This is a genomic window from Amycolatopsis iheyensis (assembly GCF_024703995.1).
Lineage (GTDB): Bacteria > Actinomycetota > Actinomycetes > Mycobacteriales > Pseudonocardiaceae > Amycolatopsis > Amycolatopsis iheyensis.
This window is the reverse complement of the sequence record NZ_JAMXQV010000006.1, coordinates 54,626-76,569: the sequence shown is the minus strand read 5'-3', so window position 1 is coordinate 76,569 and position 21,944 is coordinate 54,626. Positions and strand designations below refer to the sequence as shown.

The following is a 21,944-nucleotide window of genomic DNA, read 5'->3' as shown; positions in this document are numbered from 1 at the left end:
CCCAGCGTATCGCCCCGCGCCGGAATTTACAGACCGCCAGTCTCTTGACAACAGACCGCAGGTTCCTTAGCGTCGGAGTTAACAGACCGCCGGTCCGCAAGGGCCACGACCGAGGAGCCGACCATGAGCAGGAACTGGACCGACCACGACGTCCCGAGCCAGCAGGGCCGCGTGGCCGTGATCACCGGGGCCAACACGGGCCTCGGGTTCGACACCGCGAAGGTGCTGGCCGACCACGGCGCGCAGGTCGTGCTGGCCGTCCGCGACGTCGAGAAAGGCAAGCAGGCGGCGGCCCGCCTCGGCGCGGACGTCACCGTGCAGGAGCTGGACCTGGCGTCGCTGACGTCGGTCCGCGCTGCCGCGGCCGAGCTGCACGACCGGCTGCCGAAGATCGACCTGCTGATCAACAACGCGGGCGTGATGTACCCGCCGCGCCAGACCACCCGCGACGGTTTCGAGCTGCAGTTCGGCACGAACCACCTGGGGCACTTCGCGTTCACGGGCCTGCTGCTGGACATGCTGCTGCCGGTGGCGGGGTCCCGGGTGGTGACGGTGGCGAGCATCGCCCACCGCATCCGCGCCTCGATCCACTTCGACGACCTGCAGTGGGAGAAGTCCTACGACCGCGTCGCGGCGTACGGGCAGGCGAAGCTGGCCAACCTGATGTTCAGCTACGAGCTGCAGCGCCGCCTGGCGTCGCACGGCACGACGGCGGCGATCGCCGCCCACCCGGGCGTGGCCCGCACGGAGCTGATGCGCAACTCCCCCGCGATCGCCCGGGCACTGTTCCCCGTGGTGGCGCCGCTGTTCACGCAGAGCTCGGAGCGCGGCGCCCTCCCGACCCTGCGCGCGGCGACCGACCCGGCGGCACTGGGTGGCCAGTACTACGGGCCGGCCGGGGCCGGCGGGTACCGGGGCCGACCGGAGGTGGTGGCCTCCTCGCCGCAGTCGTACGACGTGGCGGTGCAGCAGCGGTTGTGGGCGGTTTCGGAGGAGCTGACGGCGGTGAAGTTCCCGGTCGGCTGAGCCGGCGGACCCGTCATCAGGGAAGATCACCACGGTCCGGTGAACACACGAGACAGAACTTGACCCATTCCAGTTAACGGCCTAGGGTCCCCGGTGATGTCCGACTTCGAGGCACAGCTGCGGGACGCCTCGCTGCGCGTGACGCGGCCACGGCTGGCCGTGCTCGCCGCGCTGCGGGACCACCCGCACATCGACACCGAGACGGTGATCGAACTGGTGCGCGCCGACCTGGAAACGGTGTCGCACCAGGCGATCTACGACGTCCTGCGCGCGCTCACCGACGCCGGCCTGATCCGGCGGATCCAGCCCGCCGGAGCGCTCGCGCGGTACGAGTCGCGGGTGGGTGACAACCACCACCACGTCGTGTGCCGCTCCTGCGGAGCGATCGCGGACGTCGACTGCGCCGTCGGCCACACCCCCTGTCTCACCGCCTCGGACGACCACGGTTTCGTGATCGACCAGGCGGAGGTCGTCTACTGGGGCACGTGCCCCGCCTGCGCGGCCGAACGAACCCCCTGATGATCCGCCAGTTCGGAAGGAAGTAAATGAGCGACACCCAGGACTCCAGCGCGCAAGGCGTCGGGAAGAAGGCGGCGGCCGGCTGTCCGGTGGCCCACGACTCGGTGACCTCGCACGGCAGCGAGAGCGAAAACCCGGCGATCGGTTCCCCGACGCCGAAGACGGGGGGCCGGCCGCGGACCAACCGCGACTGGTGGCCCAACCAGCTCGACCTCACGGTGCTGCACGCCCACTCGTCGAAGAGCAACCCGCTGGGCCCGGACTTCAGCTACGCCAAGGAGTTCGCGAAGCTCGACGTCGAGGCGCTCAAGCGGGACATCGCCGAGACGCTGACCAGCTCGCAGGACTGGTGGCCGGCCGACTTCGGCAACTACGGCGGCCTGATGATCCGCATGAGCTGGCACGCCGCGGGCACGTACCGCATCTACGACGGCCGCGGCGGCGCCGGGGACGGCGCGCAGCGCTTCGCGCCGCTCAACAGCTGGCCGGACAACGCGAACCTCGACAAGGCGCGCCGCCTGCTGTGGCCGGTCAAGGAGAAGTACGGCCAGAAGGTCTCGTGGGCCGACCTGCTCGTGCTGGCCGGCAACGTCGCGCTGGAGTCGATGGGCTTCAAGACCTTCGGCTTCGGCTTCGGCCGCGTCGACACCTGGGAGCCGGAGCAGATCTACTGGGGCCCGGAGGACGACTGGCTGGGCGACGAGCGCTACGCCAGCAACACCGAGATGGTCGAGGACCTCGGCGCGACCGAGATGGGCCTCATCTACGTCAACCCCGAAGGCCCCCGCGGCAGCGCGGACTTCGAGGCGGCCGCACACTTCATCCGGGAGACCTTCGCCCGGATGGCGATGAACGACGAAGAGACCGTCGCCCTCATCGCCGGTGGGCACACCTTCGGCAAGACGCACGGCGCCGGTGTCGCCGACGACCACGTCGGCCCGGAGCCGGAGGGTTCCCCGCTGGAGTCGCAGGGCCTGGGCTGGCTGTCCACCCTCGGCAGCGGCAAGGGCCCCGACCAGATCACCAGCGGGCTCGAGGTGACCTGGACCGACAAGCCGACCGAGTGGAGCAACCGCTTCTTCGAGATCCTCTTCGGCTACGAATGGGAGCTCACGACCAGCCCGGGTGGCGGCAAGCAGTACGTCGCCAAGGACGCGCCGGAGATCATCCCGGACCCGTTCGACCCGAACAAGAAGCACAAGCCGACGATGCTCACGACGGACCTGTCGCTGCGCTTCGACCCGGTCTACGGCCCGATCTCGCGCCGCTTCCTGGAGAACCCGGACGAGTTCGCGCTGGCGTTCGCCAAGGCCTGGTACAAGCTGCTGCACCGTGACATGGGCCCGGTCGACCGCTTCCTGGGCCCGTGGATCGCCGAGCCGCAGCTGTGGCAGGACCCGGTGCCGGCCGTCGAGGGCGACCTCGTTGGCGACGCCGACATCGCCGCCCTCAAGGCGAAGGTGCTGGAGTCCGGGCTTTCGGTGGCGCAGCTGGTTTCGACCGCGTGGGCGTCGGCCGCGAGCTTCCGCTCCACCGACAAGCGCGGTGGCGCCAACGGCGCGCGGATCCGCCTCGAGCCGCAGCGGAGCTGGGAGGTCAACCAGCCCGAGCAGCTCGCGACGGTCCTCTCGGCGCTGGAAGGCATCCAGCGTGAGTTCAACGAGGCCGGTGGCGCGAAGATCTCGCTGGCGGACCTGATCGTGCTGGCCGGCTCGGCCGCCGTCGAGAAGGCGGCGCGCGACGCCGGCGTCGAGACGACCGTGCCGTTCCACCCGGGCCGCACCGACGCCACCCAGGAGCAGACGGACGTCGACTCGTTCAAGGTGCTCGAGCCGCGCGCCGACGGGTTCCGCAACCACCTGCGGGCCGGCGAGAAGCTCCAGCCGGAGGTGCTGCTGGTCGACCGCGCCTACATGCTCGGCCTGACCGCGCCGGAGATGACTGTGCTCCTCGGCGGTCTGCGGGCGCTCGGGACGAACGCCGGTGGCAGCACGCACGGCGTGCTCACCGACCGGCCGGGTGTGCTCTCCACGGACTTCTTCCGCAACCTTCTCGCGCCGGGCACGCGGTGGAAGGGCTCGGAGACCGAGGAGCACGTGTACGAGATCCTCGACGCGAGCACCGACAAGCTGAAGTGGACCGCCACGGCGGTCGACCTCGTCTTCGGCTCCAACTCGCAGCTGCGGGCCATGGCCGAGGTCTACGCGAGCGCCGACGCCGGCGAGCGGTTCGTCGCCGACTTCGTCGCCGCGTGGACGAAGGTCATGGAGCTCGACCGCTTCGACCTCGCCTGATCGTTGTTCCCCGGGCCCGGCCGATCCGCTGTGATCGGCCGGGCCCGGCTTCGTCAGCGGACACGCCTGGCAAGCTGGGGTGCGTGCAGCTCACCGAAGACGACTACCTCTGGTTCGCCGACCGCGCGCTCGACGGGATGGCCACGATCCTGACCGATCTCGGCGATGACCGGGCCAACCGGCGGCCGCCGCTGCCGGGAGCGAACACGCCGTTCGCGATCGTCACCCACTGCCTCGGGGTGCTCGAATTCTGGGTCGGCGCGCTGGTCGCCGGGCGGGTGGTCGAGCGCGACCGGGCGGCCGAGTTCACGGCGTCGGGGCCGGTGGCCGGGCTGGTCGAGCGGGTCGTGGCGGCGAAGGCGCGGTTGCGCGCCGATCTGGCGGTGGCGGATCCCGCGGCGCCGCCGCGGGGCGAGGTGCCGGAGAAGTACCGCGGCACTCCGGCGGCGCGCACGCAGGGCGGCGTGCTGCAGCACGTCTACGAGGAGCTGGCCCAGCACCACGGGCAGCTCGAGCTGACCCGGGACGTCCTCATGTGACACTGAGTGCCACTCTCAGCGTGCCGAAGACCCTTCCCCGGCACTCAGCACCGCGCTGACCTGCGCCACGACCTCGTGCAGCGGCGTCGCCGTGCTCATCACCGCGACGACCGTCCCTTCACCGGTGCCGGCGGGCTTGAACGCGTCGATCACCAGCGCGAACGCCTCGGCCGCGGTGGCCGTGATGTCGTCGTGGCCGCCACTGCGCAGCCAGCGCCGGAGCACATGGTTGTTGGCCGCCGCGATCGCCGCGGCCGCGATCGCCGCACGCAGGCTCGCCATCTCGTCGCCGCGGGCCTCGAACCGCGCCTGCAGGTACCGCGCGAGCACGCGCTGGTAGCGGTCGACCGTCGCGACCTCCTTGTCGCGCAACGAAGGCACCGTGCGGGTCAGGGTGAACCGCTTGAGGGAGACGTCGAGCTCGGCGGCGTAGGAGTCGAGCACCAGGCCGACGGTCGCGCAGGCCACCTCCACCGGGTCGCGCCCCGGGTCCGCGGCGGCGAAGGCCTCTTCCATCTCCGCGACGATCTCGTCGTGGTTGGCGAAGAGCACGTCGTCCTTGGCGTCGAAGTACCGGAAGAACGTCCGGCGGCCGACCCCCGCCGCAGCGGCGATCTCGTCGACCGTGGTCGCCTCGTAGCCGTTGGCCACGAACAGGTCCACGGCCGCGGAGGCGAGTTCGCGGCGCAGCCGCCGCCGGCCGGCGGGGGTCGCCCCGGCCCTGGTGACCGGCGTGCGGCGCGGCGAATCCGTCATGGACGGAAGGTAGCAGCCGGGTTGCTAACGGCACTGAGTGCCGTTAGCATGCTCACACGAGCCCCGAGCGGAAGGCGCCGACGATGTCGCTCGACCAGCAAGTGCACCCGATCTCCTCCGCCGCTCCCTCGGCCGACACCCACTACAGCCGGCTGTTCGGCTGGTCGGTCCAGTGGCGCGGGAACCACCCGTTCCTGGTGCTGCAGAACGGGATCTGCGCGGTGACGTTGCCCAAGCTGGGCGCGGCGCCGGTGCTGGCCCGCCTGGCCGCGACGGGGTGCGAGGGCCCGGCGATGATCCTGCCGACGAGGCAGGGCCGCCGGGTGGCGGTCCTCGCGGAGACCGACGGCCTGCTGCCCTCGCGCGCGTCGCTGCCGCGGGACATCGACGTGCTCGCGTGGGGAACGCTGCTGCCGCTGCCGGCCTCCCGCCGCACGGACGTGGCGACGGAGTGGCTCACGGCCCCGGATCCCCACCGCCGCTGGCTCCCCAGCCTGGACGCGGTGCTCGCGGCGCTCCCGGCCCGGGAGCGCTGAGCGGAGCAGGCCCGTCACCCGGCCGTCACGGCTGGAACGTGCACAGCGCCGCGACGCCGTTGGCGTTCTCCGCGACCGTCTTCCCGTCGACCGTGATCTTGCACGTGTTCGCCTTGCTGCCCAGCTTGTAGTCCACCGGCGTCACCGTCACCGTCGTGAACGCCAGGTCGTCCATCGTCAGGCTCTGGCTCCACGTCTTGCCCTTGTCCAGCACCGCCTGGGAGTTCGCGGTGAACCCGCTGCTCCACTGGACGTTCGACTTCGCCGCCGTGGTGACTTCCAGCAGCACCGTGTGCCGGCCCGCCGCCGCGGTCGGGGCCGCGTTCGCCGGGGCCGCGCCCGCGTCCGCCACCGCTGCCGGGGCAGCCGGCGTGGGGAGGCCGTTCGCCGTGTCGCTGACCGCCGCGCCCAGCGCCACCGTCCAGATGAAACAGATGACCAGGCCGATCGCCGAGAGCACCGTGCCCGTGATCGCCATGCCCTTGTTGTTCGCCTGGCCGCGGCCGGCTCGCAGGGTGCCGATGATGCCGAAGATCAGCCCGAGGATCGTCAGCGGCCACGCGACCACCCCGATGATCGGGATGAACGCGAAGATCAGGCCGACCAGGCCGAGGACGAACCCGGCGGTGCCGAGGCCGTTCTTGTACTGCGAAACGGGCATCGCCGACGACGGCGGCATGGGGGCGTACGACACGGTTGCCTCTTTCAGCGGATCCGGGACGCGACCGAACGCGGTCACGCTCTGCGCCATCCGTCGTCGCGCGCGCCGGGCGCGTAACAGCCCCGAACGCCCACATCCGGTTACGAACCAGACTCAGGCGCCCGGCGAGCCCCGTGAAACCGCAGGTAGAACCAGTCAGCGACTGACCCACCGCCGTTACCCAGGGTGAGAAATTGAAGTTTCAAGTTCACTCGCTCGGAGTACCGACTGTGACCGTTCGGAAACCTCAGCCACGCAGCCGGGCGAAGAACTCGTCCAGCTGGGCGAGCTGCCGTTCCGGCGTCGCCTCCTTCGGCGAGAGCACGCCGAGGACCTGCAGCCCCATCAGCATCGAGATCAGCTCGTCCACGACGGCGCCGACGCTCGGCAGCTCCCCGATCTCGCCGCCTTCGACCGCTTCGGTGAGCCGGGCACCCATCTCCACCCGCCAGCGGTTCATGAAGCCCGCGTGCATCTCGGCCTTCTCCGGCGAGTTCAGCGCCTGCTGCCAGAAGGTGATCGCCAGCCGCGCCTCGGTGAGGCGGTCGTCGTCCAGCGGCATGATCTCCAGGCACAGCGTCCGCAGCCCGGCCAGGCCCCGGCGGTCGCCCTCCGCCTTGTCGGCGCGGGTGTTCGTCGAGTCGAAGATGTGCTGGAACGCGGCGATGAGGACCGCGTCCTTGTTCGGGAAGTAGTAGAGCAGCGCGCCGTTCGCGAAGCCCGCCGCCTCGGCGATCCGGCGGGTCGTCACCGACTGGATGCCCTCCTCGGCGACGAGCCGCCACACCACACCGATGATCTCCCGACGACGTGCGTCGTGATCGACAACCTTGGGCACGGGTGCTCTCTTTCCGCCGACGGCTCGTTCGCCCAGGGTAAGGCCGTGACCCAGCCGTGACATTCACCCCTCTTTATTTTGTACAGGTGTTCAGTATAGTTGCCGCCACGCGCTCAAGGAGGACGCCGATGCTCCAGCATCCGCTCGCCCCGGTGACGGCCGACGAGATCCGGACCGTCCGTGACACCGCCGAAAAGGCCGGTCTCGTCGCCGAAAGCACCCGGTTCGTCTACATCGGACTCGACGAGCCGCCGAAGGCGGACGTGCTCGCCGGGCGCGCGGGCCGCCGGTTCCGCGCGCTGCTGCTGGACCTCGACTCGCAGGTCTCGCGCGACGTCGTCGTCGACGTCGACGCGGCCGAAGTCGTGGCCAGCCAAGAGCTCGACACCCGCACGACCGGTCAGCTGCCCGTGCTCGACGAAGAGTTCGAGCTGGTCGAGCGGGTGCTCGCCACCGACGAACGCTGGCTCGCCGCACTCGAAGCCCGCGGGCTCGCCGTCGAGAACGTCCGGGTGGCCCCGCTTTCGGCGGGCGTCTACGCCGACGAATACCCGGAGGAGTCCGGCCGGCGGATCCTGCGCGGGCTGGCTTTCCTGCAGGAGAAGGCAACCGACTCCGCGTGGGCCCACCCGATCGACGGGCTGGTCGCCTACGTCGACACGATGAACGAGGTCGTCGACCGGGTCATCGACAGCGGCCCGGTGCCCGTGCCGCGCGAATCCGGCAACTACGACGACCCGGCCGTGAGCGGACCGCCGCGCACCACGCAGAAACCGATCGAGATCACCCAGCCCGAGGGGTCCAGCCTGCACCTCGACGGCAACGTCCTCACGTGGGAGAAGTGGTCGCTGCGCGTGGGCTTCGACGCCCGCGAAGGCCTGGTCCTGCACCAGATCGGCTTCGACGGACGCCCGATCGTCTACCGCGCCTCCATCGCCGAAATGGTCGTGCCCTACGCCGACCCGGCGCCCGTGCGCTCCTGGCAGAACTACTTCGACACCGGTGAGTACCTCGTCGGCCGGTACGCGAACGCGCTCGAGCTCGGCTGCGACTGCCTCGGCGAGATCACCTACCTCGACGCGGTGATCGCCGACGAACGCGGCGAGCCGAAGACCCTCCCGAACGCCGTCTGCATCCACGAAGAGGACTTCGGGATCCTGTGGAAGCACACGGACATCTGGTCCGGCTCGGCGCAGACGCGGCGCCAGCGCCGGCTGGTCGTCTCGTTCTTCACCACGGTCGGCAACTACGACTACGGCTTCTACTGGTACTTCTCCCTCGACGGCACGATCGCCTTCGAAGCCAAGGCGACCGGCGTCGTGTTCACTTCGGCGCACGAGGGCGGCGACTACCCGTACGCCTCCCAGATCGCGCCCGGCCTCGGCGCGCCGCTGCACCAGCACCTGTTCAGCGCGCGGCTCGACATGACCGTCGACGGCGTGCGCAACCAGGTCGAGGAGATCGACGTCGAGCGGGTGCCGATCGGGCCGGGCAACCCGCGGGGCAACGCTTTCACCACCCGCCGGACCGTGCTGGCCACGGAGTCCGAAGCTCAGCGCGACGCCGATCCGGCGCGCAACCGGGTGTGGCACATCGTCAACCCCGAACGGGAGAACCGGCTCGGCCGCCCGGTCGGGTACGCGCTGCTCCCCGAGGGCCTGCCGACCTTGCTCGCCGACCCGCGCTCCTCGATCGCGAGCCGCGCCGGGTTCGCCACGAAACACCTGTGGGTCACGCGGTACGACCCGGCCGAGCGGTATTCGGCGGGCGACTTCGTGAACCAGCACGCGGGCGGCGCCGGCCTGCCGGCCTACGCGGCCCAGGACCGGCCGCTGGCGGGCGAGGACGTCGTCGTCTGGCACACCTTCGGCCTCACACACGTGCCGCGGCCCGAGGACTGGCCGATCATGCCGGTCGACTACACGGGATTCACCTTGAAGCCGGTCGGGTTCTTCGACCGCAACCCGACGCTGGACGTGCCGCCGTCGGCGAACGCGCACTGCCACCACCCGGGCCCGGCATGACCCCCGGGCGGCTCGTCCACGACCGCGAGCCGTCGAACCCCTGACGCACCACCGTGCGCCGGCCGCTCTCCGCCCTCCTCCCCCGGAGCCGACATGGCCGAACCGAGCACCACACCCGTCCCCGCCACCGACACCGGTCACACCCTGCGCGGATCCATCGGGATCGCCGGAATAGTCTTCCTCGTCGTGGCCGCCGCCGCGCCGCTGACCGCGATCGGCGGCGCGCTGCCGGTCATGCTCGCGATCAGCAACGGCCCCGGCGTCCCGCTCGCCTACGTCGTCGTCGCGGTCGTGCTGCTGCTCTTCAGCGTCGGTTACGCGACCATGAGCCACCACGTCGTCGACGCCGGCGCGTTCTACGCCTACGTCACCCGCGGGCTGGGCCGCGGCACCGGGCTCGGCGCGGCCGGGCTGGCCCTGCTGACCTACACCGCCATCCAGGCCGGGATCTACGGCCTGGCCGCGACCACCCTCCAGGGCCTGATCACGCACTACGGCGGCCCGCGGATCCCGTGGTGGGTCCTGGCCGCGGTGCTGCTGCTCGTCGTCGCCCCGCTCGGCTACCGCAGCATCGACCTCGGCGCCCGGGTGCTCGGCGTGATGCTGGTGCTCGAGATGAGCGTGCTGGCCGTCCTCGCCGTCACGATCCTGGTCAAGGGCGGCCCGGAGGGCTACTCGGCGGGCTCGTTCAGCCCGTCGTCGTTCTTCCACGGCGCGCCGGGGATCGCGATCATGTTCGCGGTCGCGTCGTTCATCGGGTTCGAGGCGACCGCGATCTACGGCGAGGAAGCACGCGAGCCCAAGCGCACCATCCCGGCGGCGACCTACATCGCCGTGCTGCTGATCGGCGTGTTCTACGCGGTCTGCAGCTGGAGCATGGTCATCGCGTACGGCCCGTCGAAGGTCGAAGCGGCGGCGGGCAGCGACACGGCCGGGCTCGTCTTCAGCGCGGCCGGCCAGTACCTCGGCGCGGCCTACGCCGACATCATGAACGTCCTGCTCCTGACGAGCTTGTTCGCCGCGCTGCTGGCGTTCCACAACGCGATCGCGCGGTACCTCTACGCCCTCGGCCGCCAGGGCGTCGCCCCGGAGGCGCTGGCCCGGACGCACCCCAGACACGGCTCGCCGCACGTCGGCTCGCTGGCGCAGTCGGTGTCGGCCGCGGTCATCCTCGCCGTGTTCGTGCTGGTGGGCGCCGATCCGGTGCTGAACCTGTTCACCTGGATGTCCGGCCTGGCCACGGTCAGCATCCTGGTCCTGATGGTGCTGACCGGCGTCGCGATCATCGTGTTCTTCGCCCGGAACCGGGTCGACACGCGCGTCTGGCACACGCGGGTCGCCCCGGCGCTCGGGCTGGCCGGCGTCGTCGGCGTGACCGTGCTGGTGCTGGCCAACTTCACGACGTTGATCAGCGGCTCGGCGACACTGGCGGCCATCCTGCTGGCACTGGTCGTGCTCTTCTTCGCCGCCGGGCTCGTGGTCGCCCGGCTCCGCCGGCCCTCACCAGGAGTGGAAGCCGCGTCCTGACTTGCGGCCCAGTTCGCCCGCCGCGACCTTCTCCCGCAGGAGCCGCGGCGGCGCGAACCGCTCCCCGAGCGTCTTGTGCAGGTATTCGGCGATGGCCAGGCGCACGTCCAGGCCGACGAGGTCGGTCGAGCGCAACGGCCCCATCGGGTGCCGGTAGCCCAGCTCCATGGCGTGGTCGATCGCTTCGGCGTCCGCGACGCCCTCCTCGAGCATCCGGATCGCCTCCAGCCCGAGCAGCACGCCGAGCCGGCTGGTGGCGAACCCCGGCGAGTCACGCACGACGACGTCGGTCTTGCCCAGGTCCCGGACCCACTCGCGGACGCGCCGCAGGACGTCGTCGGCGGTCTCGGGCGCGTGCACCACCTCGACCAGCTTCGACGCCGGCACCGGGTTGAAGAAGTGCATGCCGACGAACCGCGCCGGCACCCGCAAGGCCGCGCCGAGTTCGGCGATCGAGAGCGAGCTCGTGTTGCTGGCCAGCACCGCGTGCTCGCCGACCACGGCCTCGGCCTCGGTCAGCACGTCGATCTTGAGATCCGCGCGCTCGGGCACGGCCTCGACGACGAGATCCGACTCGGCCGGCAGCCGGTCGACCCCCTCGACGACGACCACCCGCGCGAGCACGACGGCCGGATCTTCCGGCAGCTTCCCGCGTTCGGCGGCCTTGGCGAGCCCGTCGGCCACCCGTGCGCGAGCGGCTTCGACGGCGTCCGGCCCGCTTTCGACGACCGAGACCCGCGCGCCCCGCGTGGCGAAGACCTGCGCGATGCCCGCGCCCATCCGGCCGCCGCCGAGCACGCCGACCTGCCGCGGCGCGCTCACACCCGCTCCACGAGCAGCGCGACACCCTGACCGACACCCACGCACAACGTCACGAGCCCGCGGCGAGCGTCTTCGCGTTCGAGACGCCCCAGCAGCGTGACGACCAGGCGCGCGCCGGAGCAGCCGAGCGGGTGGCCGAGGGCGATCGCGCCACCGTCGGCGTTGACCTTCGCCTCGTCCAGCTTCAGCCGCCGGATCACCGCGAGGCTCTGCGCGGCGAACGCCTCGTTCAGCTCGACGGCGTCGAGGTCGTCGACCGAAAGCCCGGTGCGGCCGAGCAGCTTCTCGGTCGCCGGGACCGGCCCGAGTCCCATTACCTGCGGCGCGACCCCCGCGCTCGCCCCGCCGACCACTCGCGCCCGCGGAGTCAGACCATGGCGGCGCACGGCGTCTTCACTGGCCAGCACCAAAGCCGCGGCGCCGTCCGACAGCGGCGACGACGAACCCGCCGTGACGATGCCGTTCCTGCGGAAGGCCGGCCGCAGCTTGGCCAGCTTCTCCAGCGTCGTGCCGCGGCGCGGGCCTTCGTCCACCGCGAACTCGCCGTCCCGCACCGGCACCGGCACGATCTCGCGCTCGAACCGGCCCGCGTCGATCGCCGCGATCGCGCGTTCGTGGCTGCGCAACGCGAACTCGTCACACTCTTCGCGGGTCAACCCGTCCAGGAGCGCGACCTCCTCGGCGGTCTCGCCCATCGGGAGGGTCACCTTGCGGCCGTCGGAGCCGGCGTCGTGCGCGGTGAACGCGGGGTTGGTGAAGCGCCAGCCCAGCGACGTGTCGGCGACCTCGCCCGGCCGCGCCCACGGCGTGCCCGGCTTGGCCAGCACCCACGGCGCCCGGGTCATCGACTCGACCCCGCCGGCGACCACGACGTCGGCCTCGCCCGCGCGGATGGCCTGCGCGGCGTTGGCGACCGCGGTCAACCCGCTGGCGCACAGGCGGTTCACCGTGTAGCCGGGGACCTCGTCGGGCAGCCCGGCCAGCAGCGCGGCCATCCGCGCGACGTTGCGGTTGTCCTCACCGGCCTGGTTCGCGGCGCCGAGGACCACCTCGTCGACGGCGTCGCCGGGAACCCCCGCCCTGGCCAGCACCTGCCGCACGACGAGACCGGCGAGGTCGTCGGGCCGGACCCCGGCCAGCGCGCCGCCGTAGCGGCCCTGCGCCGTGCGGACTCCGTCGACCACGAACACCTCGGGCATGCGCACTCCTCTTGACATCCGAACGGGTCCCGCCTTTACTGGCCTCACATTATTTACCGTCCATTCGGTCAGTAAGCAAGGGCCGCCGTCACATCCGCCGAGGAAGCCGGAGAGAGATGACCACCACGCAGCCCACCCGGCGCTTCGGTGCCGCGCCCGCCGTCGACGACCTGTCCCCCGACGAGCGCGTGAGCATCGACGAGCTGCGCGCCCGCCAGCTGGCGCGGCTGCAGTGGACGCTGCGTCACGCCTACCAGAACGTGCCGTTCTACCGGGCCAAGTTCGACGCCGCGGGCGTGCACCCGGACGACTGCGAAGACCTCGCCGACCTGGCGAAGTTCCCGTGCACCACCAAGCAGGACCTGCGGGACACCTACCCGTTCGGCATGTTCGCCGTGCCGGAGAAGGACATCCGGCGCCTGCACGCCTCTTCCGGCACCACCGGCAAGCCGACCGTCGTCGGCTACACCGAGCGCGACATCGACACCTGGTCCGGCGTGCTCGCGCGCTCGATCTTCGCCGCGGGCGGGCGCCCGGGCCACAAGCTGCACAACGCCTACGGCTACGGCCTGTTCACCGGCGGGCTCGGCGTGCACTACGGCGCGGAAAAGCTCGGCTGCACCGTCATTCCCGCGTCCGGCGGCATGACCGCGCGGCAGGTGCAGCTCATCACCGACTTCGAGCCCGAGATCATCATGGTCACGCCGTCGTACATGCTGACGCTGCTCGACGAGTTCGAGCGCCAGGGCGTCGACCCGCGCGCCAGCTCGCTGAAGATCGGCATCTTCGGCGCCGAGCCGTGGACCGAGCAGATGCGCCGCGAGATCGAGGACCGGATGGACCTCGACGCCGTCGACATCTACGGCCTGTCCGAGGTCATGGGCCCCGGCGTGGCGCAGGAGTGCGTGGAAACCAAGGACGGCCTGCACATCTGGGAAGACCACTTCTACCCCGAGGTCGTCGACCCGGTCGACGGCGGCGTCCTGCCGGACGGGGAGACCGGCGAACTGCTGTTCACCTCGCTCACCAAGCAGGCGCTGCCGATCATCCGCTACCGCACGCGGGACCTCACCGCGCTGCGCCCCGGCACCGCGCGCCCGGCGTTCCGCCGGATGGACAAGGTCACCGGCCGCAGCGACGACATGATCATCCTGCGCGGGGTCAACGTCTTCCCCACCCAGATCGAGGAAATCGTCCTCGACGTCGACGGGCTGGCCCCGCACTTCCAGCTCGAGCTGACCAAGCACGACCGGATGGACCACCTGACCGTCCTGGTCGAATGCGAGGCGGGCACCGGCGACGACCGGCGCCGGGCCGCCGCACACGAGATCGCGAGCCGGGTCAAGGACGGCGTCGGCGTGTCGGTGGGCGTGGACGTCCTCGACCCCGAGACGCTGGAGCGTTCGGTCGGGAAGCTGCGCCGGGTGCTCGACCGCCGGTAGCGGCTTGCGAGAATGCCGGCATGGACGGCACGACGAACCCGGCCGCCAGGCGCGGCCGGCCCGGGTACGACCTGGAGTCCCTGCTGCGCGTGGCGGTGTCCGCGTTCACCGAGCGCGGCTTCGACGGCACGAGCATGGAGGACCTCTCCCGCAAGCTCGGCATCTCGAAGTCGGCCATCTACCACCACGTGCCGAGCAAGGACGAGCTGCTGCGGCTGGCCGTCGACCGCGCGCTCGACGGGCTGTTCGCCGAAGTGGACACAGTGGACACGATGGCCGGCCGGGCCGTCGACAAGCTCGAGCACCTCGTGCGCGCGAGCGTGGTCGTGCTCATCGAGCAGCTGCCGTTCGTGACGCTGCTGCTGCGCATCCGCGGCAACACCAAGGTGGAGCGCGCCGCGCTGGCGCGCCGCAAGGAGTTCGACCGGATCGTCGGCGACCTGGTGAGCAAGGCGGCCGCGGACGGCGACCTGCGTCCGGACATCGACCCGAACGTCTCCGCGCGCCTGCTGTTCGGCATGGTCAACTCGATCGCCGAGTGGTACCGGCCCCGCGGTGGCATCGCGGCCGAAGCGCTCGCGGACGCCGTCGTGGCGGTGGCCTTCGACGGCCTGCGGCTGCCCCGCGCCCGCTGACGCGGGGCAGCGCGCGGCTCGTCAGCTCAGCGGGTAGTTCATGATCTCCACGCCACCGCTGGCGTAGTTCGGCACGTCCGCGGAGACCGCCTTGCCGGCCTCGGAGGCGCGTGCGGCCGTCATCGCCTCGGCGGACTCGAAGTCGGCGTGGAAGACGGCGAAGTACTTCCGTTCGCCGACCTCCGAAGTCACGTCGAGCGAGTACTGCATCCGCACCAGGCCGGGCAGCTTCGCGGCCAGCGGCAGGTGCGTCTCGACGTAGTACGCGCGGAAGTGGGCTTCGTCGGCGGGCGGCGGGTAGAGCACGGTGAGCCGGTGCATGGGTTCCTCTCGTCGGCGGGTCAGCCGAGGATCAGCTCCGCGGCTTTCTCCCCGACCATGATGGACGGCGCGTTCGTGTTGCCCGAAGGCACCACCGGCATGATCGACGCGTCCGCCACGCGCAGGCCCTCGACGCCGCGGACGCGTAGCCGCGGGTCGACGACGGCGAGCTCGTCCACGCCCATCCGGCAGGTGCCGGCCTGGTGGTGGTAGGTCCCGACCGAGCGGCGGGCGAACGCGCGGATGTCGTCCCGCGACGTCGCGTCCGGACCCGGCGCGACCTCGCGCTCGCGCCACTCGTCGAACGCTCGCTGGGCGCCGACCTCGCGGCTCATCTCGATGGCGTCGCACAGCGCCTCGAGGTCGTAGGGGTCGGTGAGGATCCGTGGGTCGACCAGCGCCGGGACCGTCGGATCGGCCGACGCGAGCCGCAGCGTGCCGCGGGACTTCGGGGCGACGATCCCGGCCGCGATCGTGTAGCCGTGCTCGGGCATCTCGTAGCCCTCGGCCGGGTAGACCAGGTGCAGGAACAGCGGCTGCAGGTCCGGCGCGGCCCCCGTCCAGCCGGCGCTGTCGGCGTAGAACTGGGCCTCCAGGAGGTTGTTCGTGCCGGCGGGCAGCGGCTTCTTCGCTTCGTAGACCACGCTGATCAGCGGGTGGTCGTGCAGGTTCTCCCCCACCCCGGCCACGTCGGCGACGACGTCGATGCCCAGGTCCCGCAGGTGGGCGGCCGGGCCGACGCCGCTGCGCAGCAGGATCGCGGGCGAGCCGATCGTGCCGCCGGCCAGGACGACCTCGGCCTCGGCGCGGGCGACCTGCCGCTCGCCGTCGACCAGGTACTCCACCCCGACCGCGCGGCCGTTTTCGACGACGACCCGGTCGATGAGCGCCGACGTGGTGACGGTCAGCGCGGGGTGGCCGAGGATCGGGGCGACGAAGCTCTGCCACGCGCTCATCCGGCGGCCGTCGCGCACCGTCATCTCGGTGAAGCCGACCCCGCGCATGGTTTCGCCGTTGAAGTCCTCGGTGCGCTTGTGCCCCGCGGCGACGGCGGCGTCGACGAACGCCTGCGCGGTCGGTGCGGCGCGTCGATCCGGCTCACCGGCAGCGGGCCGCCGGTCGCGTGGTGCTCGTTCGCACCGGCCAGGTGGTCTTCGGAGCGCAGGAAGAGCGGCCGGACGTCGGCCCAGCCCCAGCCGTCGCAGCCCTGGGCGGCCCAGCCGTCGTAGTCGCCGCGGTGACCGCGCATGTAGATCATGCCGTTGAGCGAGCTGCTGCCACCGAGCACGCGGCCGCGCGGCCAGAACAGCTGCCGGCCGTTCGCGTGCTCCTGCGGGATGGTCGTGACGGCCCAGTCCTGCGGCCCGGCCAGCAACGTGGGCCAGCCCTGCGGGCTGTGGATCGCCTCGTCGGTGTCGGCCGGCCCGGCTTCCAGGACGTGCACGGTCCGGCCCGCGTCGACCAGCCGGCGGGCCAGTGCGCTGCCGGCCGAACCGGCGCCGACGATGACGTAGTCACTCATGGAGAACCTTCTTCGCTTCGACGCTGAACCTCCCCCGAGTGTGTGTCGGCGGTCACCGGCGGAGTTGACCCGAGACGAACCGGAGTTGACTCGCGACGCACGGACCGGTCCGGTTGACCGACCGACCGTTCAGAAAGTACCGTCGCCCGGACCAGCGCCTATTCGACGAGGAGCCCGCATGGCAGCCACCGGCTTCGAGGACTGGGAGCACCGGATCTGCCGCACGTTCGTGCCCCTGCGGGCCCGCTGCGTCGACGACGCGGCGGACTTCACCGGCGGCGTCGACTCGGCCGACCTCGGCTCGGTCGTGCTGGCCTCGGTGACGGCGTCGCACGCGATCGTCGAGCGCACCCGGCGCCTGATCCGCCAGGACGACCCCGAGCTGTACAAGTTCGGGCTGCAGGTCAGCGGCACCAGCGTCATCGAGCAGGACGAGCGGCAGGCGTTCCTGCGGCCGGGCGACCTGGCCGTCTACGACACCTCGCGGCCGTACCGGATCTCCTTCAGCGACGACTTCCGGATGACCGTGGCGATGTTCCCGCGCAAGCTCGTCCGGCTGCCCGAGGACCACCTGGCCGGGCTGACCGCGGTCCGCCTCGCCGGCGACTCGGGGCTGGGCGCGCTGATCGCCCCGCTGATGAAGGGCCTCAGCGGCGACCTCGGCGGCGCGACGACGGTGATCGCCGCACACCTCGGCGACGCCGTGGTGGACCTGGTGACCGCGGCCTTCGCGCAGCAGCTGCGGCAGCCGCTCGACGAGGAGGGCTCGGCGTCGCGGCGGGCGCTGCGCGCGCGGGTCGGGAAGTTCATCGACGACAACCTGCACGACCCCGGCCTGACGTCGAAGGCCGTGGCCGACGCGCACTTCGTGTCGGTGCGGTACCTGCAGAAGGCCTTCGAGGCCGAGGGCGTGTCGGTGTCGGCCATGATCCGCGAGCGGCGGCTCGAACGCTGCCGCCGCGACCTCGCCGCGCCGGCCAGCCGCGAGGTGCCGATCGTCGCCGTCGCGCAGCGGTGGGGGTTCACCGACGCCGCGCACTTCTCGCGGCTGTTCCGCGGCGCGTTCGGCCAGTCGCCGCGGGAGTACCGCAAGAGCGTCGCCTGAGGGGCGCGGGAAACCCGCGCCCCTGCACCGTCCTCAAAGGACGATCGTGACGACCTTCTCCTCGGTGTTGGCGAGGATCCCGCTCCAGCCGAGCTCGCGCCCGATGCCGCTGGTCTTCATGCCGCCCCACGGCAGCGCCGGGTCGATCGCCGCCCAGCCGTTGACCCACACCGCGCCCGCGCGGATCTTCGCCGCCAGCGTGTGCGCGTTCGAGACGTCGCGGGTCCAGATGGTCGCGGCGAGGCCGTACGGCGTGTCGTTGGCGATCGCGATGGCCTCGTCGAGGGTGTCGAACGGGATGACCGCGCCCACGGGGCCGAAGATCTCCTCCTGGGCGATCTTCGAGGAGTTGTCGACGTCGGCGAAGATCGTCGGCCGGACGAAGAAGCCCGGGCCGTCGTGGTCGCCACCCGCGACCAGCCGGGCGCCGGACGCCTTGCCCGCCTCGATGTAGTCGCGCACGCGCCGCTGCTGCTCGGCGTTGATGAGCGCGCCCATGGTCGTCTCCTCGGCGAACGGGTCGCCGAGCACCTGCGCCTGCGCCGCCCCGGCCAGCGCCTCGACCACGGTGTCGTAGTGCGAACGGTGCACGAGCACGCGCGTGCCGGCCGCGCACACTTCGCCCTGGTTGAAGAACAGGCCCATGGCGATGCCGTTGATCGCGGCCTCGACGTCGGCGTCCTCGGCGACGATCTGCGGGCTCTTGCCGCCCAGTTCGAGCGTGACGCGCTTGAAGGTGTCGGCGGCGGACTTCTGGATCAGCCGGCCCACCTCGGGCGAGCCGGTGAAGCTGATCTTGTCGACGCCCGGGTGCGCGACGAGCGCGGCGCCGGCGGTCTCGCCGAGGCCGGGCACGATGTTCACGACGCCGGCGGGGAAGCCCGCTTCTTCGACGAGCTTCCCGAGGTGCAGGATCGACAGCGGCGCGTCCTCGGCCGGCTTGACCACGACGGTGTTCCCGGCGGCGAGCGCGGGCCCGAGCTTCCACGCGGCGATCATCAGCGGCGTGTTCCACGGGACGATCGCACCGATCACGCCGACCGGCTCGCGCACGGTGTAGGAGTGCGTCTTGGCCAGGCCCAGGTACCCGGCGGTGGGAATGGTGGCGCCCTGGATCTTGTCGGCCCAGCCGGCGAAGTGCCGGAAGGTGGCCACGGCGTTGGGCACGTCCAGCATCGCGGGCTGCCCGGCGGGCTTGCCGATGTCGAGCGCTTCCAGGCGGGCGAGCTCCGGCGCGTCCCGCTCGACGAGGTCGGCGAGCTTGTTCAGCAGCCGCCCCCGCGCCACACCGGGGGTGTCGCCCCAGGCGCCCTCGAGCGCGGCGCGCGCGGCCCCGACCGCCCGGTCGACGTCCTCGGCACTGGCGTCGGCGACCCGGGTGAGGAGCTCGCCGGTGGCGGGGTTGAGGTCGTCGAAGGTCGCTGCCGCGTCGGTCCAGGCGCCGTCGATGAACAGCCCGGTGGTGAACCCGGTCCCCGGGTCGGCGGTCAGCGTCATGGTTCCTCCTGTGTGTCGGGCGGTGTCGCCCCGTCACACTGGCAAGGCGGCGGTGGCCGGAGTTGCCCGTAGCCGCACGCACCTTGTCGAAAGACGCCCCGTCAAGCCGTTCCACCCGCCGGGCGCATTTCGTGCCGCGGCGGTGGTGGCCCGACAATCGCGGACATGACGCGGCCCAGGGACTCCGAGGTGCTCCACGTGACCGTCCGGATCGACCTGGCCGGCCGCGCGGGCGACGCGGCCCAGGTCGCCGCCCGGCTGGCGACGGCGCTGGACGGCCTGGCCGCCGTCGACGTCACGACCGCGCCGCCCCGGCACCCGCAGCTGGTGGAGGACCCGCTCCTGCACATCGAAACCGGGTCACGCCGGGCGATCCTGCTCGGCAGCGCGCTCCCGCTCACCCGGCTGGAGTTCGACCTGCTGCGGTTCCTGCGCGCGCACCCGGACCGCGTCTTCACCCGCGCGGCGTTGAAGACCGCGCTGTGGCCGCGCCAGGACGGCAACGACCGGACGGTCGACGTGCACGTCCGCAAGCTGCGGGCCAGGCTTTCCCCGCACCTGGACCCGATCACGACGGTGCGCGGGGTCGGCTACCGCTTCGAAGGTTCGGCGCCGGTGCTGTTGTCCTGACGCCGCACCATTTCCTCGATCCACACCGGCGCGTACGGCGAGGTGCACCCGGGCGAGGTCGGATAGTCCTTGAGCACGCCCAGTTCCTCGCCGATGCCGATCGCGCGGGCCCGCAGCTCCGGGTGGTGGATCCCGATGGTGGCGAGGCATTCGTTCATCGCCCACTGCAACCGTTCGGGCGCGTTCTTCAGCTCGGCCTCGACGCGGTCGAGCAGCCCGGGCAGGTCGAGCCCGTCGGGCGCTTTCGCGACCCGGTCACTGGTCAACGCCCACCCGGCGCCGGCGACAACCGGGTCCGGGTCGGCGAACCAGCGCACCCGCAGTTCCTCGACGTGCGGGTTCTTCTTGACGAGGTAGCCGATGAGCCAGTCGTGCACTTTCGGGATCCGCGCGTCGCGGAGCATGCTGTCCAGCTCGGCCGCGGTGTACAGCTTGGGCCGGCTGATCAGGATGGCGACGAGCCGGGCCGCGGAGTCACCGGTGGCCCACAGTTCGACGGCGAGATCGTGCTGGGTCTTGAGGCGCTTGGCGACCGCGCGCAGCTTGCCGAGGTTGACACCGTGGTCATCCCCGTGGCGTTCGTTGACGGCGCGGGCCTTGGGGTCTTCCAGGGCCGCCAGCTCCGTCAGCACTTCGGTGACTGCCGCGTTCGTCGCCATGGTCGCAAGCTAGCACTTGAAGAACGGGTCGTCCGCGTCCGTCTTCCCCGGTACCCGCGGTACGGCCCGACGGCGAGGTGTTCGATCTCCGAGTCACCACCGCGCCCACGCGACACCCTCAAGCCGGCCGGTTCCCGTCCGGGATCTCGATGCTGATCGGCTTCCCCTCCGAAAGGAACAACAACGCCGCCTGCCGGAGGAACTCCTCGAACGTCCAATAAGCCGCCGGGGCCAGCGGGAACGGCAACAACCCTTCCCGCACCGCGATGAACGGCCCCCAAGCGACGTCCAGCAGCGGGTCCCACACCGGCTCGCGCGGGATCCGCAGCCACCCCGCGATCCGGTCTCCCAGCATGAACCGCGTGAACGCGCCGAGGACGTGCGTGCTCAGCACCCCACCGTCCACCGACGCGCCGAGGTTCAGCAGGATGTCCGCCAGCTCGATCCCCTCGTCCGTCGGCGCCAGCACCGGGGTCAGGACCTGCTCGGCCTGGGCGTCGGCCTCCGCCCACGACGCCGGGAGGTACTCGTCCATGATGCCGAGCAGGTGCCCGGTCAGCTGCCAGGAGTGCAGGAACCCCTCCGACTCCGCCCGCGGGATCGGCACCTGCCACGCCGTCAGCTTCCCCATCACCGTCGTGGGCAGGCTGTGCCACGTCACGAGCATGTCCCGCTGGCTGATCGGCACCGTCTGGTCGGCGGTGCCCGTCCACTGCGGGGACTGCGGCAGCAGGTGGCGGACGGCGGCGTGCACCAGCCGGGTCTTCACGCACGTCACGATCATTTCGCCGGCGGGCTCGAAGGCGTTGCGCGTCATGATGTCGTAGCCGAGCTTGGCCGTCTTGGAGATGCGGTCCTTCATCGCCGCGCCGCCCTTGGAGTAGTACACCGCGCGGGCCTCGTGCGGGATGACCGTGCTCATCATCCCGCTCGCCAGCCCGTACAGGACGCCGAGGTAGAGCCCGCGCTTCTCGGTGAACGTGAACGACGAAGCCAGCTTGCCCCGGTCCGCCCAGGAAGGCAGCTGACGCGCCCGCTCGACGAAGTCCCGCACGTCCGCCGGCAGCCCGGCGGGCAGGGCCTGGCCGTTCTTCTGCCACGTCCGCAGCAGCGCGTTCACCGTGGGCACGTCGCCCCGGTCGAGCACCGACGCGAGCAGCGCGTCGGCCTCCGGATCCCACACCCACCGGGGATCCGCGCCGGCTCCGGTCCGCGCGACCGACGCCTCGGCCGGCCACGTCCACAGCGCCGTCACCGCGCCCAGCACTCCCAGCGCCCCACCGCGCTTCAACGCGAGCCGACGGTTGACTTCGTCCTTGGCCATCGCTTCTCCTCCGGGAGCCGAGATCAACA

The 21,944-nt window shown here is 71.5% G+C and carries 22 protein-coding genes and 1 pseudogene; 11 read left to right on the top strand and 12 right to left on the bottom strand.

Going from position 1 to position 21,944, the window contains the following annotated elements; genetic code table 11:
* The first annotated feature begins 123 nt into the window (after nt 1-123).
* The 4 genes from M8542_RS12720 (at nt 124) to M8542_RS12705 (ending at nt 4,378) form a co-directional block, all read left to right on the top strand.
* The gene (locus tag M8542_RS12720; protein WP_257920314.1) at nt 124-1,026 is read left to right on the top strand and encodes an SDR family NAD(P)-dependent oxidoreductase; all 903 of its coding nucleotides are present in this window, start codon (nt 124-126) and stop codon (nt 1,024-1,026) included.
* Between the two features lie 96 nt (nt 1,027-1,122).
* On the top strand, nt 1,123-1,545 hold the full coding sequence (locus M8542_RS12715; protein WP_257920313.1) for a Fur family transcriptional regulator: 423 nt from the start codon (nt 1,123-1,125) through the stop codon (nt 1,543-1,545).
* Nucleotides 1,546-1,571: 26 nt separating this feature from the next.
* Nucleotides 1,572-3,839 carry a catalase/peroxidase HPI gene (katG, locus tag M8542_RS12710; RefSeq protein ID WP_257920312.1) on the top strand — a complete coding sequence of 756 codons (2,268 nt, stop codon included), beginning with the start codon at nt 1,572-1,574 and terminating at the stop codon, nt 3,837-3,839.
* 83 nt (nt 3,840-3,922) lie between these two features.
* Nucleotides 3,923-4,378, top strand: coding sequence for a mycothiol transferase (locus M8542_RS12705; RefSeq protein WP_257920311.1), 456 nt, complete (start codon nt 3,923-3,925; stop codon nt 4,376-4,378).
* A gap of 15 nt (nt 4,379-4,393) precedes the next feature.
* Here the strand turns inward: M8542_RS12705 and M8542_RS12700 are convergent, their stop codons facing one another.
* The gene (locus tag M8542_RS12700; protein WP_257920310.1) at nt 4,394-5,134 is read right to left on the bottom strand and encodes a TetR family transcriptional regulator; all 741 of its coding nucleotides are present in this window, start codon (nt 5,132-5,134) and stop codon (nt 4,394-4,396) included.
* A gap of 83 nt (nt 5,135-5,217) precedes the next feature.
* Between M8542_RS12700 and M8542_RS12695 the strand changes: the two genes are divergently transcribed.
* Nucleotides 5,218-5,670 carry a glycogen operon protein GlgX gene (locus M8542_RS12695; RefSeq protein ID WP_257920309.1) on the top strand — a complete coding sequence of 151 codons (453 nt, stop codon included), beginning with the start codon at nt 5,218-5,220 and terminating at the stop codon, nt 5,668-5,670.
* A 25-nt stretch (nt 5,671-5,695) separates the two neighbouring features.
* On the opposite strand, the gene M8542_RS12690 is transcribed toward M8542_RS12695, so the two are convergent.
* Complete coding sequence (locus M8542_RS12690; RefSeq protein WP_257920308.1) at nt 5,696-6,364, bottom strand: DUF4190 domain-containing protein; 669 nt, start codon at nt 6,362-6,364, stop codon at nt 5,696-5,698.
* Nucleotides 6,365-6,617: 253 nt separating this feature from the next.
* Entirely contained in the window at nt 6,618-7,208 is a 591-nt protein-coding gene (locus M8542_RS12685; RefSeq protein ID WP_257920307.1) for a TetR/AcrR family transcriptional regulator, read from the bottom strand.
* Between the two features lie 86 nt (nt 7,209-7,294).
* On the opposite strand from M8542_RS12685, the gene M8542_RS12680 reads away from it, so the two are divergent.
* Entirely contained in the window at nt 7,295-9,232 is a 1,938-nt protein-coding gene (locus tag M8542_RS12680) for a primary-amine oxidase (RefSeq protein WP_257920306.1), read from the top strand.
* Nucleotides 9,233-9,325: 93 nt separating this feature from the next.
* Nucleotides 9,326-10,759: an APC family permease gene (locus M8542_RS12675; RefSeq protein WP_257920305.1), complete on the top strand. Its 1,434-nt coding sequence runs from the start codon at nt 9,326-9,328 to the stop codon at nt 10,757-10,759.
* Here M8542_RS12675 and M8542_RS12670 read toward each other — a convergent pair.
* Nucleotides 10,733-11,581, bottom strand: a complete 849-nt coding sequence (locus M8542_RS12670; protein WP_257920304.1) for a 3-hydroxyacyl-CoA dehydrogenase family protein — start codon at nt 11,579-11,581, stop codon at nt 10,733-10,735. The two genes, M8542_RS12675 and M8542_RS12670, sit on opposite strands and share 27 nt — an antisense overlap.
* Entirely contained in the window at nt 11,578-12,780 is a 1,203-nt protein-coding gene (locus M8542_RS12665) for a thiolase family protein (RefSeq protein WP_257920303.1), read from the bottom strand. The genes M8542_RS12670 and M8542_RS12665 overlap by 4 nt, the downstream gene beginning before the upstream one ends.
* A gap of 116 nt (nt 12,781-12,896) precedes the next feature.
* On the opposite strand from M8542_RS12665, the gene paaK reads away from it, so the two are divergent.
* Both paaK and M8542_RS12655 read left to right on the top strand, forming a co-directional pair.
* Nucleotides 12,897-14,222, top strand: a complete 1,326-nt coding sequence (gene paaK, locus M8542_RS12660) for a phenylacetate--CoA ligase PaaK (RefSeq protein ID WP_257920302.1) — start codon at nt 12,897-12,899, stop codon at nt 14,220-14,222.
* Nucleotides 14,223-14,242: 20 nt separating this feature from the next.
* Nucleotides 14,243-14,857 carry a TetR/AcrR family transcriptional regulator gene (locus tag M8542_RS12655; protein ID WP_257920301.1) on the top strand — a complete coding sequence of 205 codons (615 nt, stop codon included), beginning with the start codon at nt 14,243-14,245 and terminating at the stop codon, nt 14,855-14,857.
* A 21-nt stretch (nt 14,858-14,878) separates the two neighbouring features.
* Here M8542_RS12655 and M8542_RS12650 read toward each other — a convergent pair whose 3' ends face one another.
* The 4 genes and pseudogenes from M8542_RS12650 to M8542_RS12635 form a co-directional block, all read right to left on the bottom strand.
* The gene (locus tag M8542_RS12650) at nt 14,879-15,178 is read right to left on the bottom strand and encodes an EthD family reductase (RefSeq protein WP_257920300.1); all 300 of its coding nucleotides are present in this window, start codon (nt 15,176-15,178) and stop codon (nt 14,879-14,881) included.
* 20 nt (nt 15,179-15,198) lie between these two features.
* A complete protein-coding gene (locus M8542_RS12645; protein WP_257920620.1) occupies nt 15,199-15,672 on the bottom strand; it encodes a GMC family oxidoreductase in 474 nt (157 codons plus the stop codon).
* A 219-nt stretch (nt 15,673-15,891) separates the two neighbouring features.
* Nucleotides 15,892-16,203: pseudogene (locus tag M8542_RS12640) on the bottom strand (GMC family oxidoreductase N-terminal domain-containing protein); the annotation flags it as partial.
* Nucleotides 16,155-16,700 (bottom strand): GMC family oxidoreductase, encoded by a 546-nt coding sequence (locus tag M8542_RS12635; RefSeq protein WP_257920299.1) that lies wholly within the window; start codon nt 16,698-16,700, stop codon nt 16,155-16,157. The pseudogene M8542_RS12640 and the gene M8542_RS12635, both read right to left, overlap by 49 nt.
* A 178-nt stretch (nt 16,701-16,878) precedes the next feature.
* Between M8542_RS12635 and M8542_RS12630 the strand changes: the two genes are divergently transcribed.
* On the top strand, nt 16,879-17,805 hold the full coding sequence (locus tag M8542_RS12630; protein ID WP_257920298.1) for an AraC-like ligand-binding domain-containing protein: 927 nt from the start codon (nt 16,879-16,881) through the stop codon (nt 17,803-17,805).
* A gap of 33 nt (nt 17,806-17,838) precedes the next feature.
* On the opposite strand, the gene styD is transcribed toward M8542_RS12630, so the two are convergent.
* Nucleotides 17,839-19,302, bottom strand: a complete 1,464-nt coding sequence (gene styD / locus M8542_RS12625) for a phenylacetaldehyde dehydrogenase StyD (RefSeq protein WP_257920297.1) — start codon at nt 19,300-19,302, stop codon at nt 17,839-17,841.
* 165 nt (nt 19,303-19,467) lie between these two features.
* Between styD and M8542_RS12620 the strand changes: the two genes are divergently transcribed.
* Entirely contained in the window at nt 19,468-19,932 is a 465-nt protein-coding gene (locus tag M8542_RS12620; RefSeq protein WP_257920296.1) for a winged helix-turn-helix domain-containing protein, read from the top strand.
* On the opposite strand, the gene M8542_RS12615 is transcribed toward M8542_RS12620, so the two are convergent.
* Both M8542_RS12615 and M8542_RS12610 read right to left on the bottom strand, forming a co-directional pair.
* Complete coding sequence (locus M8542_RS12615) at nt 19,893-20,591, bottom strand: DNA alkylation repair protein (protein WP_257920295.1); 699 nt, start codon at nt 20,589-20,591, stop codon at nt 19,893-19,895. The genes M8542_RS12620 and M8542_RS12615 overlap by 40 nt on opposite strands.
* Nucleotides 20,592-20,709: 118 nt before the next feature.
* A complete protein-coding gene (locus M8542_RS12610; protein ID WP_257920294.1) occupies nt 20,710-21,915 on the bottom strand; it encodes an oxygenase MpaB family protein in 1,206 nt (401 codons plus the stop codon).
* Nucleotides 21,916-21,944 lie beyond the last annotated feature (29 nt).